Source organism: Streptomyces sp. NPDC005803 (assembly GCF_040630435.1).
Lineage (GTDB): Bacteria > Actinomycetota > Actinomycetes > Streptomycetales > Streptomycetaceae > Streptomyces.
In genome coordinates this window covers 40,708-57,207 of record NZ_JBEXXO010000034.1, presented here as the reverse complement: position 1 = coordinate 57,207, position 16,500 = coordinate 40,708, and the positions used below count along the sequence as shown (strand labels likewise).

10 protein-coding genes are annotated in these 16,500 nt (G+C 66.9%); 4 read left to right on the top strand and 6 right to left on the bottom strand.

Annotated features, from left to right (window positions below; genetic code table 11):
- The first annotated feature begins 444 nt into the window (after nucleotides 1–444).
- Nucleotides 445–3,261 carry an AAA family ATPase gene (locus tag ABZ454_RS34075; protein ID WP_359543431.1) on the top strand — a complete coding sequence of 939 codons (2,817 nt, stop codon included), beginning with the start codon at nucleotides 445–447 and terminating at the stop codon, nucleotides 3,259–3,261.
- 7 nt (nucleotides 3,262–3,268) lie between these two features.
- The gene (locus ABZ454_RS34070) at nucleotides 3,269–4,114 is read left to right on the top strand and encodes an ATP-binding domain-containing protein (protein WP_359543430.1); all 846 of its coding nucleotides are present in this window, start codon (nucleotides 3,269–3,271) and stop codon (nucleotides 4,112–4,114) included.
- Between the two features lie 267 nt (nucleotides 4,115–4,381).
- Here ABZ454_RS34070 and ABZ454_RS34065 read toward each other — a convergent pair whose 3' ends face one another.
- From ABZ454_RS34065 to ABZ454_RS34040, 6 genes are all read right to left on the bottom strand, one after another.
- Nucleotides 4,382–6,331, bottom strand: coding sequence for a DUF3732 domain-containing protein (locus tag ABZ454_RS34065; protein WP_359543429.1), 1,950 nt, complete (start codon nucleotides 6,329–6,331; stop codon nucleotides 4,382–4,384).
- A 31-nt stretch (nucleotides 6,332–6,362) separates the two neighbouring features.
- Complete coding sequence (locus tag ABZ454_RS34060) at nucleotides 6,363–6,848, bottom strand: three component ABC system middle component (protein WP_359543428.1); 486 nt, start codon at nucleotides 6,846–6,848, stop codon at nucleotides 6,363–6,365.
- Complete coding sequence (locus ABZ454_RS34055; RefSeq protein ID WP_359543427.1) at nucleotides 6,845–8,056, bottom strand: ABC-three component system protein; 1,212 nt, start codon at nucleotides 8,054–8,056, stop codon at nucleotides 6,845–6,847. The genes ABZ454_RS34060 and ABZ454_RS34055 overlap by 4 nt, the downstream gene beginning before the upstream one ends.
- A gap of 367 nt (nucleotides 8,057–8,423) precedes the next feature.
- Nucleotides 8,424–9,515: a patatin-like phospholipase family protein gene (locus ABZ454_RS34050; protein ID WP_359543426.1), complete on the bottom strand. Its 1,092-nt coding sequence runs from the start codon at nucleotides 9,513–9,515 to the stop codon at nucleotides 8,424–8,426.
- Complete coding sequence (locus ABZ454_RS34045) at nucleotides 9,512–12,073, bottom strand: ThiF family adenylyltransferase (RefSeq protein ID WP_359543425.1); 2,562 nt, start codon at nucleotides 12,071–12,073, stop codon at nucleotides 9,512–9,514. The genes ABZ454_RS34050 and ABZ454_RS34045 overlap by 4 nt, the downstream gene beginning before the upstream one ends.
- Nucleotides 12,070–13,380: a hypothetical protein gene (locus tag ABZ454_RS34040; protein ID WP_359543424.1), complete on the bottom strand. Its 1,311-nt coding sequence runs from the start codon at nucleotides 13,378–13,380 to the stop codon at nucleotides 12,070–12,072. Before ABZ454_RS34040 ends, ABZ454_RS34045 begins: the two co-directional genes overlap by 4 nt.
- A gap of 469 nt (nucleotides 13,381–13,849) precedes the next feature.
- Between ABZ454_RS34040 and ABZ454_RS34035 the strand changes: the two genes are divergently transcribed.
- Together ABZ454_RS34035 and ABZ454_RS34030 are read left to right on the top strand one after the other, a co-directional pair.
- Entirely contained in the window at nucleotides 13,850–15,334 is a 1,485-nt protein-coding gene (locus ABZ454_RS34035; protein WP_359543423.1) for an AAA family ATPase, read from the top strand.
- Entirely contained in the window at nucleotides 15,334–16,185 is an 852-nt protein-coding gene (locus ABZ454_RS34030) for a hypothetical protein (RefSeq protein ID WP_359543422.1), read from the top strand. The genes ABZ454_RS34035 and ABZ454_RS34030 overlap by 1 nt, the downstream gene beginning before the upstream one ends.
- Nucleotides 16,186–16,500: the final 315 nt, after the last annotated feature.

The following is a 16,500-nucleotide window of genomic DNA, read 5'->3' as shown; positions in this document are numbered from 1 at the left end:
GCCTGAGAGGCAGGAGGTCTGACGGGCCCCATCAGCCGTTCGCTTGTGATCGAGCGACTTGCAGTCAAGCGCCATCCTGCTCGGTGGCCAGCATGTAGCGAACGCGGGCCACGCGGCACAGCAAAAGCGACGTTCCAGAGCCTCCGATCGGACAGTACGGATCAACCTCCCAACCCATCTAGTGCCCCTTTTGGACAGTCATACGCCATTTCATGCGCGTCTGTTTCGGGGCACAGTCAGGCGTGGGCGTACGCCGCCTCCCGCTCCCCGTGCGGTGTCTTGTCTGTGCTGATGTCTAGGCTGAGCGTCATCACAGATGAACGCGCGTTGTCGGGGAGACGAGCGATGGCCTATGTACAGCACCTGTCGGTGCGGATCCCATGGCACGACACGGGGTGGACCGGGACCGTCTGCGCCGACCCAGGGTCCAATCACGCATGTGTGATGTTGGGCAACATCGCCAAGGATCGTGACGTGCGGCGCGAAGCCGCTCACGCGGGTGCGCCGTGGAGCAAGGTCGGGCAGGTCCTGCCGCCGTGCGTTGTTGAACGCGGCGGGTTCATGAGCCGCTCGGATCACATGGTGCGACGAACGCATCCTTATGGTTGGTTCCTCAAGGACCTACGGCCGGCGCAGCTTGCCGTTCCGGCGTTCTCAGTCCACGCCATCCCCTACTTCTGGATGAATCGGAACAACGCTGAGGAAGTAGTCCTCCGGGAACAGCCGGTCTCCGGGTACAACCCCGAAGCCGAGGACCAGATCGCGGCGATGCTCGACGGCAGGCTGCCGTGGGTGATGCATGGCGACAACCAGCAAGCAATCATGAAGACGTTCTTCCGCAATGTCGTGCCAGAGCAGTCGCTGGTCTTCTTCTATCTCAAGCACTCCCCTTTCGAGAACCAGCCGCGGCGCATGCTGGTGGGGGCCGCTTGCGTCTCGGGACAGGAACCACCACCGCCGTGGCCCGGATCGGCCGATAGCACCTTTCCCAGTCACATGTGGGAGACCACGCTGCGGCATAGCCTGCGGCCCGATGGCGCGGGCGGCATTCTTCTTCCGATGCAAGCGCTGGCGGCGACCGCGGCCCGTGGCATGGACGTGACGTCGGCGCTGGCCCGGGCCCCCGAGGTCGGCCGGAACTTTTCCTACGCCACCGAGCATGTCTCATCCGACAGTACGGTGGCCTCCCTCATGGAGTTGCGCCGTGCCGCGCAAGCAGCCACGGCCCTGGGCGACCCTGCGATCGGGATCCCGGAGGCGTCTCTGCAGTGGTTGGACGACCAACTGCACCGGGCGTGGAAGCGACGGGGCCCGTGCCCCGGCCTTCCGGCCGTCCTGGCCCAGCTCGGCTTCCGCCACCCCACCTTCGCCGCACACAAGATCATCTCTGCGGCAGGGGAGAAGGCCGATCCCTGGCCAGTGCTGGAAAACATCCTCGAGGGCGAGACCGCTTCCGCCGAGCTCTCTGCGCTCGCCACCCAGACGCGCCGCCGGATCTGGGCCGGGACAGGCCCGCAGGAGCGGCAGGCCTTGCGCGTACTGAGCCGGTTCGATCTGACGCCCGAGGCGGTTTCGGGTGTGCTGAGCGGCGCTACAAGCGTCCCTGTCGGACACGATGAGCTGCTGGCCAACCCCTACGATCTGGTGACCTGCACCGTCGACGACGGCGAGCCGATCGTCTTCGAGACCGTGGATCGTGGGTGCTTCCCCGACCTTCAGCTCACCGAGCATCATCCCCTGCCGCTGACGCAGCCCCTCGACGACGCCAACGACCGGCGCCGTATCGATGCGGCGATGACGACCGTGCTGCTTCGTGCCCAGGAAGAGGGACACACTCTTCTCCCCGTCGAGCAGATGGCAGAGCGGCTCGGTCAGCTGACCGTCGCTGTTCCGCTGGCCACCGATGAAACGATCCTCAGGCCTCTGGGCCTGGCCCCCGAGGCCCTGCTTGACTCCGGCAGCCACGACGAACCCGAGGAATGGAGCCAGCTGCGGCGCGTGGACCTCGCCAGCGGCAAGGCCGCCTACAAGCTTGCTTCCGCTGCCTTGCGCCGTGATTTCATCCGGGAGCGTCTCAACCAGCTACGAGACGGCAAACCTCACCGCGTCCCAGCTGACCTGGCGCAAACCCTGGACACGGCTCTTTCAGGACTGGCCGCTGCGGCGGACTCGGACAACGAGGCCCGGGCCCGCATGGAGAAAGCCGCGGCGTTCAGGGAGATGTTCCACCGGCGTGTGACCATCGTCAACGGGCCGGCAGGCACGGGCAAGACGACGCTGATCCAGGCCTTGGCCAAGCGTTCTGAGGTCACACGCCGAGGGCTGCTCCTGCTCGCCCCTACGGGCAAGGCGCGGGTGCAGCTGGAACAGAAGGTCGGCTACCGGGCCTTCACGCTCGCGCAGTTCCTGCGTCACTCCGATCGATACGACGACATGTACGCCCGCTACCTCACCCTCCCGGATGGGCGCCGCATCTCCGTGGGCACCGTGGTCGTCGACGAGGCGTCCATGCTCACCGAGGACATGCTCGCCGCGCTCCTGGACGCTGTGGAGATCACCGAACGGCTCATCCTGGTCGGTGATCCGCGGCAGCTTCCCCCCATCGGTGCCGGGCGGCCCTTCGTCGATCTCGAACGCCGTCGACGTCCCGACCACAGCAACTGGCCCAGAGTGGCGCCGGGCTGGGCCGAACTGACCATGCTGCACCGGCAGCAAGGTCATACGCGGGACGACCTCGCCCTCGCCCACTGGTACAGCGGAGACAAACGCTCCGAGGACGCCGAGGAGGTGTGGGAGAAGCTGCGCACCCGGGCCCCTATGGCAACCCTGAAGGCCGTTTACTGGAGCGGTCGCCCCGCCGCACGCGTCCTGGACGACGTCCTGCGGGAAGAGTTCCCCGTTACGGACGAGCTGTCATTCACCCACTCCTACGGGGCCACCACCAGGAGAGATTCCAAGGGCAACGAGTACCCGAACTACACCGACGCGTCTGGCTCCTGCGACCGCTGGCAGGCACTGTCCCCCACCCGTGGCCAGACGCATGGCACCGTCGAACTCAATCGGTACCTCAAGCAGACCTACCGGCGTAGGGCCCTTGCCGACGCTCAGCTCATCAAGTCCCGGCGACGTGTCCCCCAGCCCCTGGGCCCCGAGCAGATCGTCGTGGGCGACAAAGTCGTCAACACCCGCAACCAGTACTTGCGTGCCTTCCGGCCGTCCACCGGGAAACCCCGAGGACAGAAGCTACGTCGCCAATGGTGAACTGGGCGTGGTCACCGGCCAGCTGAAGTCCAAGAAGATGACCGGCGCCCCGTGGCAGACTCAGGTGGAGTTCTCCTCCCAGCCCGATCTGCGTTTCGCTGCCCAGCAGGGTCTGGACGATGACCCGGGCCTTGAGCTCGCCTGGGCGTTGACCGTCCACAAGAGCCAGGGCAGCGAGTTCGGCACCGTCGTCCTCATGCTTCCCGCCCACATTTCGGGCATCTCCCGTGAACTGCTCTACACCGCCCTGACCCGCCAGACCCGGAAGGTCATCATCTGCCACGAAGGGCCCTTGGAAGACTTGCGTAAGCTGGCCCAGCCCACCGCATCCGACACCGCGCGCCGACTGACCGACCTCACCAGGCCGCCTGAGCCCGTCGTGGTGCACGACCGCCAGGGACGCCGCATCGGCTGCTTCGATGCCAACCTGATCCACATCACCCACTTCGGGCTCCCGGTGAGTAGCAAGAACGAAGTCATCATCGCCGACCTGCTGCACCGCTTGGCGCGCGGGCGATTCGAGTACGAACAACCGCTGACCGGCAGGGACGGAAAGACGAAGTTCCCCGACTTCACCATCACGACCGACGATCCCGATAGACCCATCTACTGGGAGCACCTCGGCATGCTCGACAGCCCCCGGTACCGGGAGACCTGGGAGAGGAAGAAGGCCTGGTACGCCGCGCAGGGCATTCTGCCCGGCGACACAGGCGGCCCCAACGGACTCCTGCTGATCACGGACGACCGCAACGGGGTGAAGGAGCAGGAGTGGGAAGCCACGTTCCGGAAGGCCTTCGGCTCCACCGCGAGCATCAGGCCTCGATCCATCGGCCGGAGGCGCGGATCGCCGTGACCGCTGAGGTCGCCAGGGCCTGCCGGGGCTGCGCGGCTCACTGCGCCGAGCGTCCGGGGTGGCATCGTCGCCGCCCCTGCCGACCGCCAGCGCTCCGGCCGCTGGGGCCGGCGCCATGCCCAGCACAGCAGAGACCGGCGCCCTTCTCCTCTGCCGGCAGGGTCCAGGGGCGGGTGCCCGTCGACGCCGCCTGTGCCACACGCTTGGACGTTCTCACGGAGCTGGCAGTGCCTGGTTGGCGCCGGCGCGCCGCCCATTCTGGTGTCGTTAGTCGAGCCAGTCCAGGGGAATCAGAGCGGTGCGCGTGCCGTCGGCATCAGGACGCCAGTTGCCGATCACGGCGTCCTGGAACCAGCCTTCGGGCAGGTTCGCGTGGTCGCAGACGATGATCTGGAAAGCTCCCTGGTTGAGCTGTACCACGTCGTTGAGGAGTTGGAAGTAGGCGGTGACGGTGGCCCAGTCGGCGTCCTGGATGGTGGATGCGTCGCGGGGCTTTTCCGGGAAGAAGGCCTGGGTGGGCTGGTCGAGCATCAGGAAGCCTGGGACGGGTCGGTTGTTGCGTCGCAGGTAGGTGTGCAGCGCGAGGTGGGCGACCAGGTGGTAGCCGATGTGGTTCTTGGCACTGCCGATGCGGGTGAGGGGCAGCCGTCCGGAGGGTCGCCTGAGGACGACGTTGAGGAGCTTGAGGCTGATGGCTACTTCGGTGGCGTCGGCTGCTCCTCCGAGGTTGAGTCGCTTGGCCCAGGCCGTCATACCGATGGCGATGTCGGCGAGTCGGCGCTCCGTCTCGGCCGCGACGTCGTCTTCGTCGACGAGTTGTTCCAGTGTGGCTGCTTGGTCCTGGGCGAGGACGAGGTTCTGGCGCAGCCGGGCAATGTCGCTGTCTGTGCCTGTGCGGGTGAGTGCTTCGGAGATTCGGCCCTGGATGTGGGCGACTCGTAGGTTCTGTTCCTGCAGGTTGCGCAGGCGCTCGTCGCTTGCCAGGAGTTCTTTGAGCTGGGCGCCGTTGAGCCTGAGGTTCTCGGTGACGTCGGTGCGTCCGGTCTGCAGGGCTCGTCGGTGTTCCTCGCGGACGGGCTGGAGTGTCTGTGCCTTGGCGAGTTCGCTTGCGAGGTGGCCGGTCAGTTCGGTGATGTCGTGTGCGTTGGGGTCCGGGTGTTCCAGGGGCTGGGTGCACATGGGGCACACGCTGGTGTCGTGCTGGCGCTCCGGGCCGAGGAGGTCGAGGGTTTTGAGGCGGTCGAGCTGGAGGTGGAGTTCGCCGGTGAAGGCTCGTCCCTGCTGCTGCCAGCGGTCGACCGCGGCCAGGGCGTCGTCGAATTCTTGCAGTTGTTCGCGCAGGGCGCGGCGTTCGTCGTTGAGTTCCTGGCGCCTGTCACGCAGTTCGAGTGGTGCGGCGGTTTCCGGGGCTGCGGCCAGAGCTTGGTGGAGGAGGTCGAGGACCTGGGTGGTGTCGGGTGCTGCGGGCACCTCGGTCAGGAGGCCTTCGGCTTCCGCCAGGCGTACGAGGGCGAGACCGTTGGCATCCATGGCCTGCTGATGGCGCAGTGCGTCGTCGAGCTTGCGTTGTGCCGCACGCTGGGCGCGCTGGGATTCGCCGAGTCGGTGGCGGCGCAGTGCCTGCTCGGGGCCGGCGGCGCCGAGAAAGTACGGCAGGGTGTCCTTGAGCGCCTGGGCCATGCCGGATTCGGTTTGTCGGTGGAACAGGGCTGTCTGGTCGGCGATCTCGTTCTGGCTCTGGAAGCAGAGCAGAGCTGCCTGGCCGATGGAGACATCGAAGGCGTTGCGGGCAGCGCCGGTGGGTGGCTGGAAGTGGAAGTCCTCGATTCCGAGGCGGGCGCTGAGCTCGCTGCGCAGCGCTGCGACATTGGAGTTGCTGACGAGTTCGTCGGGTCGTGGGATGTCCAGGCCGGCGCCGCCGGTGCGGGTGTATGCGTGCTGGGTGGAGGCTCCTGCCGGCCGGGGACGGGCCAGGACCATGCGTGAGTTGTCGGCGAAGGTGACCAGGAGGGCGTACCAGCCGACGGTCTGGTCGATCAGATCGTCAGGCAGGTTGGGTGCGCGGCGCCCGAGGCAGTAGTCGACGATGGTGAGGACCTCGGACTTGCCGGTCTCTGACTCGCCGGTGAGGATGTTGAGCGCCCCGGGGCGAAACCGCAGGATCCTTGGGGGCTTCCTGCCGTCTCGGTGGTAGAGGGCCAGGGCGAGCAGTTGCATGACGGTTCTGGAACTCCTTGATGAGGGCGGATCAGGGCCGGACGCCGAGGGTGGTGAAGGCGCGGGTGGGGTCGGTCACGGCGAGCCAGCGGCCGACCAGTGCGGCTGCGCGGGCACAGTCGGCGACCTCTTCGCCGGGGGCGGCGGAAGCAGGCTTGGGAGTGCGGGGGCATACGAGTCCGCCGGGGGTGACGTCTATGGCCCGGTGGCGCATGGCGGTACGCAGGCTGGTGCGGGTGTAGTCGGTCAGTGCTGCGGCGCGTTCGGCGAATGCGGCCTGCAGGCGCGGGTTTTCGTGTGCCCAGGCTGTGAGCGTGACGGTGGATTTGCCGGGGAGAGAGTCGCGGGTATCTGCGGGCAGCACGAGAGGAAGGATCAGGAACGCACTGGGCCAGGGCAGTGGCCGGTCCGCCTTCTTCGTGGCGGTGTTGACGGCGCTGGCCAGCAGGTAGGCGCCGAAGGCGGGGTTGAACAGCGCCTGTACCTCCGACACGTTGCGGTGGGAGTCGGTCGTCACTGTTCCTGCGATTCGTCGGGGCTCTGACAGCGGTCTTGGTAGTCGGGGTGCCAGCCGAGTTGCCGGCCGGGTTGTGCGGTGTCTGCCTGGTCGGCCAGGCCGTGGGCGCTGCCTGTGCCAACCCAGGGTGCGGTGACGCTGCCGGGGCGGAGCGGGGTGTCAGCGACGCGGTCCATGGTGGCGTCCAGGATTTCCTGGCCGATGGACTGGCGTTCCTCTTCGCTTATGTCGTCGCTGACGCGCCGGGTCCGGCGGCGGAAGGCTGTCTCCCACTCGTAGTGGAGTTCGCCTTCGTATTCCTCGAGGCGCTCCGGGGTGATCTTGAAGGTGCGGAGCCATTCGGAACGCTGGGCCCGCGCCAGGTGGTAGTCGCGCAGGTGCATCGCCACTTCGTCGTCGGGCAGCCCGATCCACCGCATCTGGGTGACGACCAAACGGTCGCTGTAGCCTGCGATCTCCGCCTGGGTGAGATTGCGCAGCGTCTCGGTGATCGGCAGGTTCCTGCCGGCGTAGCGGCCGGTGACCTCGTCCCGTCTACACATGAGTTCCTGGGCGCTGACGGAGGCGCGCATGCGCTGGGGGTTCCTGCGTTCCAGCAGCTTGACCGCCATGCCGTACCACCACCCCTTGATCTCCTCGAGGGCGGCCTGAGCGTGGTCGCTCGGCGTGATCCCCAGTTCCTTGGCCAGACTAGAGTCCAGGTCTGACATCACGGGGGCCCCGTCGTCGACCGTGATGGCCCTGACGAACTGCTGGCGCCGGGTCGGGGCGAGTTGCATGAACAGCTCGCGGTCGTCCGCGGTGGTGCCAGGTCCGTCGTCGTCGCGGGCGGTCTGCTCCATGCGTTCCAGCGCCATGGCCTCGTCCCTGTCCGGGCCGTCGCTGAGGTACTGGAAGAAGGTGCCCGGCGGTGCGGTCTGGGTCGAGACCAGGCGGAGGATGGGCATGGCGGTGCCCGAGGGGTCGGAGAGTTTTTTGAGGGCGTCGATCCAGGACGCGACCGAGCGCCAGAAGTCCTTGCCGGTCTCACTCAAAGAGCCGGCGGCTTCACGGTGTTTGGCCTGTAGCAGTTCGAGGGGGGTCTTGTCCGGGTCGAGGAACTCGATGTCGTCGAGGAGTTCCATGCGAACCTCGACGGTGGGCTCCTGCCAGCTGCGGCGGGCGAGCTCAAGCAGGGCAAGCTCGCACTGATAGAGATATCCGGTCATCTGCCCTGCCGCCGAATGCGACCCTGCTCGCGCCACGTTCCCCACTACTGATCGTGCTTGCCTGAGCGGCGCGAGTCCCACCCCTTGCGACCGGCCGACCGCACCAGCAACGCAGCCCTCGAGCTTGTCTGGTCTGGTGTGATGCGCTGTGCCACTCCCCTGCCGCACAACGTAGCACCCGTACAGACGTCACCGTGAGGCTCGGCAAGATCGCCGTCGGTCGCGCGAGCGGACGCCACCCGATCCAACCGCCGCTCCTCCTGCCGCTTCGTCGAGTCTTCATCGGTCACACCGGAATCGCAGCGGCTGTCCGGGGCATTGCCGATCATTCCGGAGAAGCCGGGCCCCAAACGGGGCGGCGCGTTTGTTAGTGGGGTCGGTGGTACAGCGGCAGAACGCTGCGCATCAGTTGCTCTCCGCGGGTTGTGAGCGCATCGAAGCTGGGCTGCTTCATGGCGGCGAAGTTGGTGGGATACGAGGCGACCGCACTGCGGGGGATCAGGTCAGCGGGCCGGGCGGGGAGGCGTTCGTCCTTCATGCCGAGGTAGGCAAGTGCGAAGCCGTCGATGCGCTTGCTTTCAGCCCATTCGTGGAGTCGGGAGCGTGCCGAGTCCTGTGACTTACGGTGGACCACTTCGAAGGAGCGGATCATTCGTCCGAGCATGAAGTGGGGTGCCTTGGGCTGAGGTTGGCCTGTGCCAGCGTCGCAGGAAATGATGAAGGGAACATCGTAGACGTGATCGGTGTACTCGAGTGAGCGTCCTGGTTCGAGGACGGACAGGCCGAGGTTGTCGTACACGCCTCCGTCGGTGAGCAGCAGGGTGTGCTGCTGGCGTTCGTTGCCGCGTTGGAAGGTGAAGGTGCGTTCCAGGGCGGGCAGGAGTGCGGGGTAGGCGGCGGAGGCCGCGACGGCGGTGGCGACGTTGACGGGTTCGGTGATGGTGCCGTAGCGGGAGCAGCTGCTTTTGGCGCTGCCGAAGCGGACTGCGTTGGTGGTGGCGAGGTCGGTGGCGCTGATGACGACGTCGAGGCCGGGGTGGGTCACGTCGGCGAGGGTTTTGGTACCGAAGGCTTTGCGGGCGAGGACGGTTGCGAGGGCGTCGGTGCGGTTGCTAGCGCGGGCGACTGTGACGTCGCGGCGCCGGGTGAACAGTGGACGGGTGCCTGCTCGTGCGGCTGAGGTGAGGTTGCGGATGGCGGCGGTGGGGGTGAAGGCATGCCGGGCGAGGTCCATCTGCAGGCCGGAGCGCAGGAGGTCGGTGGTGAGGCTGTCGAAGTCGGTGAAGTCTTTCGGACCGTAGGCCCACAGGGCGGCGAGCAGGGAGCCGCCGGAGATGCCGGAGACGATGTGGATCTGGTCGAGGAGGTCTCGGTCGTGCAGGGCGCGCAGGCAGCCGAGATGGAAGGCGGCTGCGCGGGATCCTCCGCCGGAGAGGGCGAGGCCGATGGTTCGGATCATGGGCGGGCCTTGCGTGCGTCAGGGACGATGTGGTCGGGGGTGTGGGGGCGGTTTGTGTAGCCGCCGGGCCAGGTGGTGGAGCCGGGGGCGGTCAGCGGACGTGGTGTGAGGGGTTCGGTGTCGGCTGCGGCGGTGCGCGTCGCGAGGTGGGCGTAGAGGTCGGGAGTTGCGGTGGTGGTGAGCCACTTGTTCCAGGTGTCGGTGGTGCCGCCGGCGATGAGAACGAGGGCGCGGGAGGGGGCGTGGTGGAGGGGAAGGGTGAGGCGGGTCATAGCGGCGCGGTCGGTTGCGCTGGGCAGGGCAAGGCTGTGGGGGTGGGTGTGCCACATGCCGAGGAAGCGGCTGATGCCGCCTGTTGCGGTGCGGCGGGTGGCCAGGTGGTCGCTGACGCCGCTCAGGCCGTGCTGGAAGTAGGCCTCGGTGAGGAGGGAGTCCGGGGGCGGGCCGGTGGCTTCGTCGACGGAGATGACGCCGGTGGAGTCGTCGACAGCGCCCAGGAGCGTGCCGCCAGTCTCGATCTGCGGGCCGCGTACGCGGGCGCCGCGGCGTGCTTCTGCGCGCATTTCGGCGAGGGCACGGGGGTTGAGGCGGACTTCGTAGCCGGTGGCTTTGTCGGGGATGACGGTGTCGTTGGTCCAGGTGAGCCAGCAGGGCCCTGCAGGCTGGGGGTGGGTGGGACCGGTGGGCATGCGGATGATGAGTGTGGCCATAGTGTGTTGGCCGGCGGGCGCGGCAAGGGCGGCGAGGATGCCAGTGAGTAGTTGTCCGGCGAGAGCGGTGACGTCGGCGGCGGAGCCGGTGAAGGTGGCATCCGAGCATCCAGGTTCGGGCTGGAAGAGGTCGGTGCGGGGCTGAGTGGGGAAGAAGTCGTCGATGATGTCGGCGAAGTCTTTGGTGGGGGCGGTGTGGGCGGCGCGTGCGGTGCGGCGCAGGACGTCGGTGCCGCCGCCACTGGCGCCGTGGGGTGAGAGGGCGGCAATGCCACGGGTGGCCTTGTGGCCGATCATGAGGGTGGCCAGATGGGGCCATGGTGCGGGGTCGGTGCGGCGGGTGTGCTCGAGGTAGGCGCGGACGGTGCGGTCGGCGGTGCAGTCCAGGATCAGGTCGAAGGTGTGCACATCGAGGGTGGCGGGCAGTTGGTCGGTGATGTCGTCGACGATGGGTACGACGCGCGTGTGGTGGGGGTCGATCCGGTTGAGGCGGTCGGCGAGGACGCGGGCTTTGGGCTGGCCGATGTCGGCGTCGGTGTAGGGCTGTCGGGTGAGGATGCCGGGATGCACGGACGCGTAGTCGACGACGGTGACGTGGGCGGCTCCGGCCCGTGCGCAGTTCTCGGCTGTCGGTGCTCCCAGTGCCCCTGCGCCCAGGACGAGGATCTTCTTTCCTGTGACCCAGGCGGCCGGGGTGGCGTGGTCGCGGCGGATGGTGACTTCGGGCCTGGCTTCGTCGATGCGCATCCAGCGGGTTTTGAGGCCGTCGAGCCAGCGTTCGCCTAGCTCCATGACGCGTCGGCCGATGTCAGCGACCCTCGGGTCGTCGTCGAAGACGGTGTCCAGAGCCAGACGGCCGAGCCGGTCGGCGAAGTCCGGCAGGTGCCAGGCCACCAGATGTGTCTGGCGGGGGCCGTCGCCAGCGGTCCCTCGGGAGGGCGTGCCGAGCAGCAGGTGGACGGGCGCGACCGGTGTCTCGTCGGTTTCGTCCTGGTCCGTGGCCGGGTCGTCTTCAGGTGCGAGCATGTGCCGGTTGCGCTCCGCGACGAATCCGACCAGGCCAAGCAGGCGGTCGGTGGCGATGTGGTCGCTTCCCAGAGCGTTGATCAGGTCACGGGCGTTGCGGGGGTATTCGAAGGTGAGGTGCCGCGTCGTGACGAGGGCGGGGGCGAGATAGACGTCGGTGCCGTCGGGGAGTGCTGCCTGGCGCCGGGCCTGCGCGACGGTGTCCGGCCACGGATCCTGGAGGTGCAGCCAGGCGACGACGTCACTGCGCTCGTCGCTGACGCGGTGCAGGAGGGCCCCACCCAGCCATGGAGTGTCGGGCCCGGGGGCGGTGGGGGCGTTGGCCCGGACGACGAGCCGGCCCGCCGTGTGATCGGGAAACGCCACGGGTGGGTGCAGCGGCTCACCCGGGGTGTCGAGTTCCCCGGCTGCTGCGGCCTCGAACCAGTCGAGCAGGCGTGTGATGAACCCGTACATGCCGTCGGCGGGATCCCATTCGGTGGCAGGCGACCGATACATGCACAGGTTGCGGGCCCAGTTCACGTGAGGTGCTCCGGCGAACCGCACGTGACGGGTGCGTACCAGGGGATAGGCGAACGGGAAGTCGCCCGGGATGAGCAGGGTGACGGGTTCCTGGCTGCGCAGTCGCAACCCCTGGTCCGTGCGGGGCAGGTTGGAGCAGTCGAGGGTGACGCGGGCCTCGATACGCCCAGCCCACTGCCTTGACGGGCCCACGTGCGTGACGTGGATCGAGTTGTGGGAGGCGGCGGCAATCTGCTGGAGCTGGTGGACGGCCAGCTGCTGGCCGTCGGTGAGCGCCGTCGTGGTGGTGCTGTGGTTCACGCGTCACCGAATCCGATCACGGTTGCGGGGGCGGCGTCGTCGCCGCGGGCCTGCTGGACCGCGCTGCGGGCTGCGTCGGTGCCGTGCTGGTGCGGGATGTCTGCGCTGGCGGTGTAGGTGGAGGCGGGAAAGCGCGTGGTACCGAGGGCGACGAGGAGACCGCGTCCCGAGGACGCGGAGGCGGTGAGCGCCGCCGACTTGGTGTCCAGGGTGGTGACGTCAACGAGTTCGAGGCCGAGGTAGGGCTCGAGAGCGAAAACGATGGGGCGGGGCTCCTCGGGGTTGGGGTACTCCCCCGTGCACAGCACCGGCAGCGTAGTGATCAACTCGTAGGCGTCGCGGGCCAGCAGGTGCGGCGGGTTATTGCCCTTCTCATCCTTGTCCCGGAAGGGCCGCGAGCTGGCGATGACTTGGGCGTCGGCGCCGGCGTGGGCTTCGAGCTGGTCGAGGATGTCCTGCTTCAGCTCCACTTCGCCGTCCTCTCCGGGCGCGTACATGGCCTTCTTCGAGCAATGGTGCGGGGAGAGCAGGACGTCCCAGCCGATCCGGTCGGTGTTGCCGGCGGCTTCGCTGAAGTCGAGGATCTGCTTGATGGTCGGGTACGCGTGGTCACCCAAGAGCAGTAGCCGTCCGGTGGTGCCGTCGTCAGTGCGCATCTGGATCTGCAGAGCCAGGGAGGTGTCGTTACGGTCACCGGCACAGTCACCCTTGAACGGAGCATGGACGAACGCCTCGAACATGTGGGCGACATCGTGACCGTCGAGGCTGGTGATCGTCTGGCCGGGAAAGGCCAGATAGATATCGGGGAGCTCGGCGTAGGAGTGCTGGTCGCGGTCGTCGTCGTAGCCGACGATCCGGACTCTGTCCCCGCTTTCAGGCGTAGTTCCGTTCTTGACGGCCGTGAGGGTGGCCGTCACCCGGCGTTCGACCTCGTCCTGGAAGCGAATCGCGTCGGAGCACATACCCTTTCCCTCAACGATCTCCCGCCACAGCCGGGGCGTCGCCCAGATCTCCCCGATGTGAATGGTGCTGTCGAGGAGGTCACCGAACCCGCAGCAGTGGTCCGAGTCCGCGTGGGTGAGGGCGAAGACGGCCAGGTAGGGCGTCTCTCCGTCGGGCAGCTTCGGCAAGGTCTCCTCCAGGCGGTCGATGACTGCGGCGACCACTGCGCCTTCCTCGTCGGCGGCCTTCATGTCCCGCAGGTCGACCTGCACCACCAGGTCACCGCCCAGCACGATCGTGGTGGAGTCGCCCGTGCCGACGGGCCAGAACACCACCCCCTGTCCAGGGAGATCCGTCTCGACCATGTCCTACCTCTTCACTTGATAGTGATCAACTAGCAGGCAAATCAGATAAGTTCACCTAGCCATAGGTCTACCATCCGCCACTGACAACGCCCCCGGGCCGCCGGAACGCCGCCCCGGAGCCGTCGCCAGGCGTGATGGGCCCCCGGGTCTCGCTGGCTTCGGCAGTTGGCGGGTGTCCGGTGGCCCAGCGTTCCGCGGCCTCTCCCCCTGCCTGCTGTTCGCGTCTCGGACCGGCAGCGACGGCACGAGATCGGACGGCCGCCTGGGATCACCTGGGTGCGGCTGACGGCTCGGGCACGTCGATCCGGCCGGCCACCATGACAAGGGGCGGCCGACGGGGGCGCCCCCAGGCACCCATCGCGTATCGTCCGGGATCGGCGCGCCGCAGAGGCAGTTCGCGGTGCGTGGCAGGCCTACGGCACTCTTACCGGCAGCCAGTCCATGGAGGGTGCCTGCTATGCAGTTTGCAATGCTGGAGTACACGAGCCCGGTGCCGGACCGCGCAGGTGCCTACCTGATCTGCGACGGTTGGAACGACGGTGGTTTCATCACTACGTTCGATCTTCATGTCCGCTTGGCCGACACGCGAGAGGTCCGGATCGGATATCTGAGGATCTGCCATGTCTCGATGCGTTCCGACGGGCCAAAGCGGACAGCGGACCTGCTCCCCCGCGAATTCACCACACTTGACCACGGCTTCTTCAGCCTCGCGTACGAGGACGACTACTACGAAAGGCTGCGGGAACTTCCGGTTGCCGGCATGGGGCGTGAGATCCTCAGCGCCCTCAACGATGTCGCTCTCGGGCCAGGCGTGGACAGCGCGACGAGAGCACTGGATGTGTACAAGAAGTCCCTGCTTCGCGGCCGAACTGGGCAGCAACTCTTCAAGGCGAACTACATCGCCACGGGGCTGCGCGCACGCGTCGTCCCCTTTGTCTGGCAATACACACCCGCCCAGGATGGCCTGCTCCCCCCACACAGCTTCGAGTTCGAGGCGAAACCTGGAAGCAGGCCTCCCACAAATCTGCACGCGCTGATCGGCCGCAACGGCGTTGGAAAGTCCACGCTGCTGCACCGTCTGCCAGAGGCGGCGACAGAAGGGCGGATCACCGTGGAGAGCCAGTCCGCTTATGAGGACAACAACTTCACTGGCTGCGTCGTCGTCTCCTTCAGCCCCTTCGACCGGCCGTACGAACTGGCCCACACCGCCGGTATCTCGTCCCACTACATAGGCCTGCGCCACACCGAAGAGCAACGCCTCAAGACAGAGGCCGAATGGCGCAAGGAGTTCGTCGACAGCTTCGCCACCGCACGGATCGGGTCAAGAGGTGATCGCTGGCGCACGGCCGTCGAAACGCTCAACTACAGTGCGAGCGGCTTCCTCGACGAGCACATGCCCGTAATCGACGCCATGATCCGGGAAGGCAGCAGCCAACGGTTCGAAGAGCGGATGGGCGAAATCTTCGACAGCCTGAGTTCCGGGCATGCGGTGGTACTTCTGATGGTGACACGCCTGATCGAGCTAGTCGGTGAGCGCACCCTGGTCCTGATCGACGAACCAGAGACGCATCTGCACCCACCGCTCCTCTCGGCCCTGACCCGGGCGCTGTCCGATCTACTCAGCGACCGCAACGGCATGGCCGTAGTTGCAACCCACTCGCCTGTCGTCCTGCAAGAAGTTCCAGCGTCCTGCGTGTGGATGATGACCCGGCATGGCGACGAGCTCACAGCCCATCGTCCGACCACGGAGACCTACGGTGAAAGCGTCGGAGAGCTGACCTACGAAGCATTCGGCTTGGAAGTCGATTCGACCGGTTTTCATGCAGCGATCGCAGCAGAGGTGGAGCAGGGCGGTACCTACGAGGAGATCGCTGGCCGATTCACCGGCCTGGGAAGAGAAGCTCGGGCTCTTCTGCGTGCGATGACGTTTGCGCGGGCGCGGGGAGGAAGCTGATGCTGTGGCCGCCAAAGCCTGAGATCACTGTCCGCGACGTGCTGGACGCCTGCACCAAATGGCTGGGAACCCAGGATTGGGGTGCTGCACTCCTCGTTCGGCTCCCCGAACTGATAGCAGAGGAAGAGCGGTACCAGGCGGCCGGCGACGCTGGGGAGCTCCTTGCGCTCCTTCTCTCGGAAGCCGATTCACAGAAGGAAGACTCCGACAGGGAGCACTTCCACGCCACGTATGAGACAGCGCTGGTAGAACGTGCACCGGGCCGAAAACTCTACGACGCCCTCATGGCCGCCGCGGTGCACGACATGTGTCCTCTGTGCGGGTACCAGCCGGTGTCTCAGATCGATCACCACGCGCCGAAGGCCACCTTCCCCCTCCTGGCGCTAACACCTCTGAACCTGGTGCCCGCCTGTGGCCCCTGCAACCAGGGCAAGAGCAACAAGCTCGCCACTGAAGCCGCCAAGGAAGCGTTCCACCCATACTTCGACAACCTCGGAGATGAGCGGTGGCTCTTCGCGGAAGTCCACAAATCGGACGACGGCGCCGCAGCCGCCTACTCCGCCCGCCCACCCGCGCACTGGCCCGAGGCAAAGATCCAGCGCCTGCAATATCACTTCTCAAGCCACAAGCTCGGGCGCCGGTATTCAAACGCAACGTCCAGTCGGCTAGCCAATCGTCGCAGACGAGACATCAGGCTGCTGGCGTCCGCAGGGCCCGAGGAACTTCAGGCGTCGATCGGAGAGGAAGCCGCTAGCGCCGAGGAGGCCAACCCCAACAGCTTCGACACGGCACTGCTCTACGGCCTCGCAGCATGCGACTGGTACCTCAACGGCGGGATGGCGGACAGCTGATCACCGGACGGGTCCATACCCGGCGGCACGTACCAAGCGGGCTTGGTGCCTGACCACAACGGCGTCAGCTGGTGAAGGCCCAGCCGACAGCACGCCCACGGGGCTGTGCCCGTTCAGCCGCTCTACCGGCGGCTCAGCGAAGCTGCGCAGCGCCCGTTCCACCTGAGCAATCCAGCCCTTTCACCTCAAAAGGTCGACATAGCGCAGGTCAGCAGCCCGATTGACATGACGTGTGCTTCGACCGACCAGCGCCTCCCGTCACGGCCATTCGCTCATCGAAGTGAGCAATGCGCAGCTCACAGAATCCGAACCTGC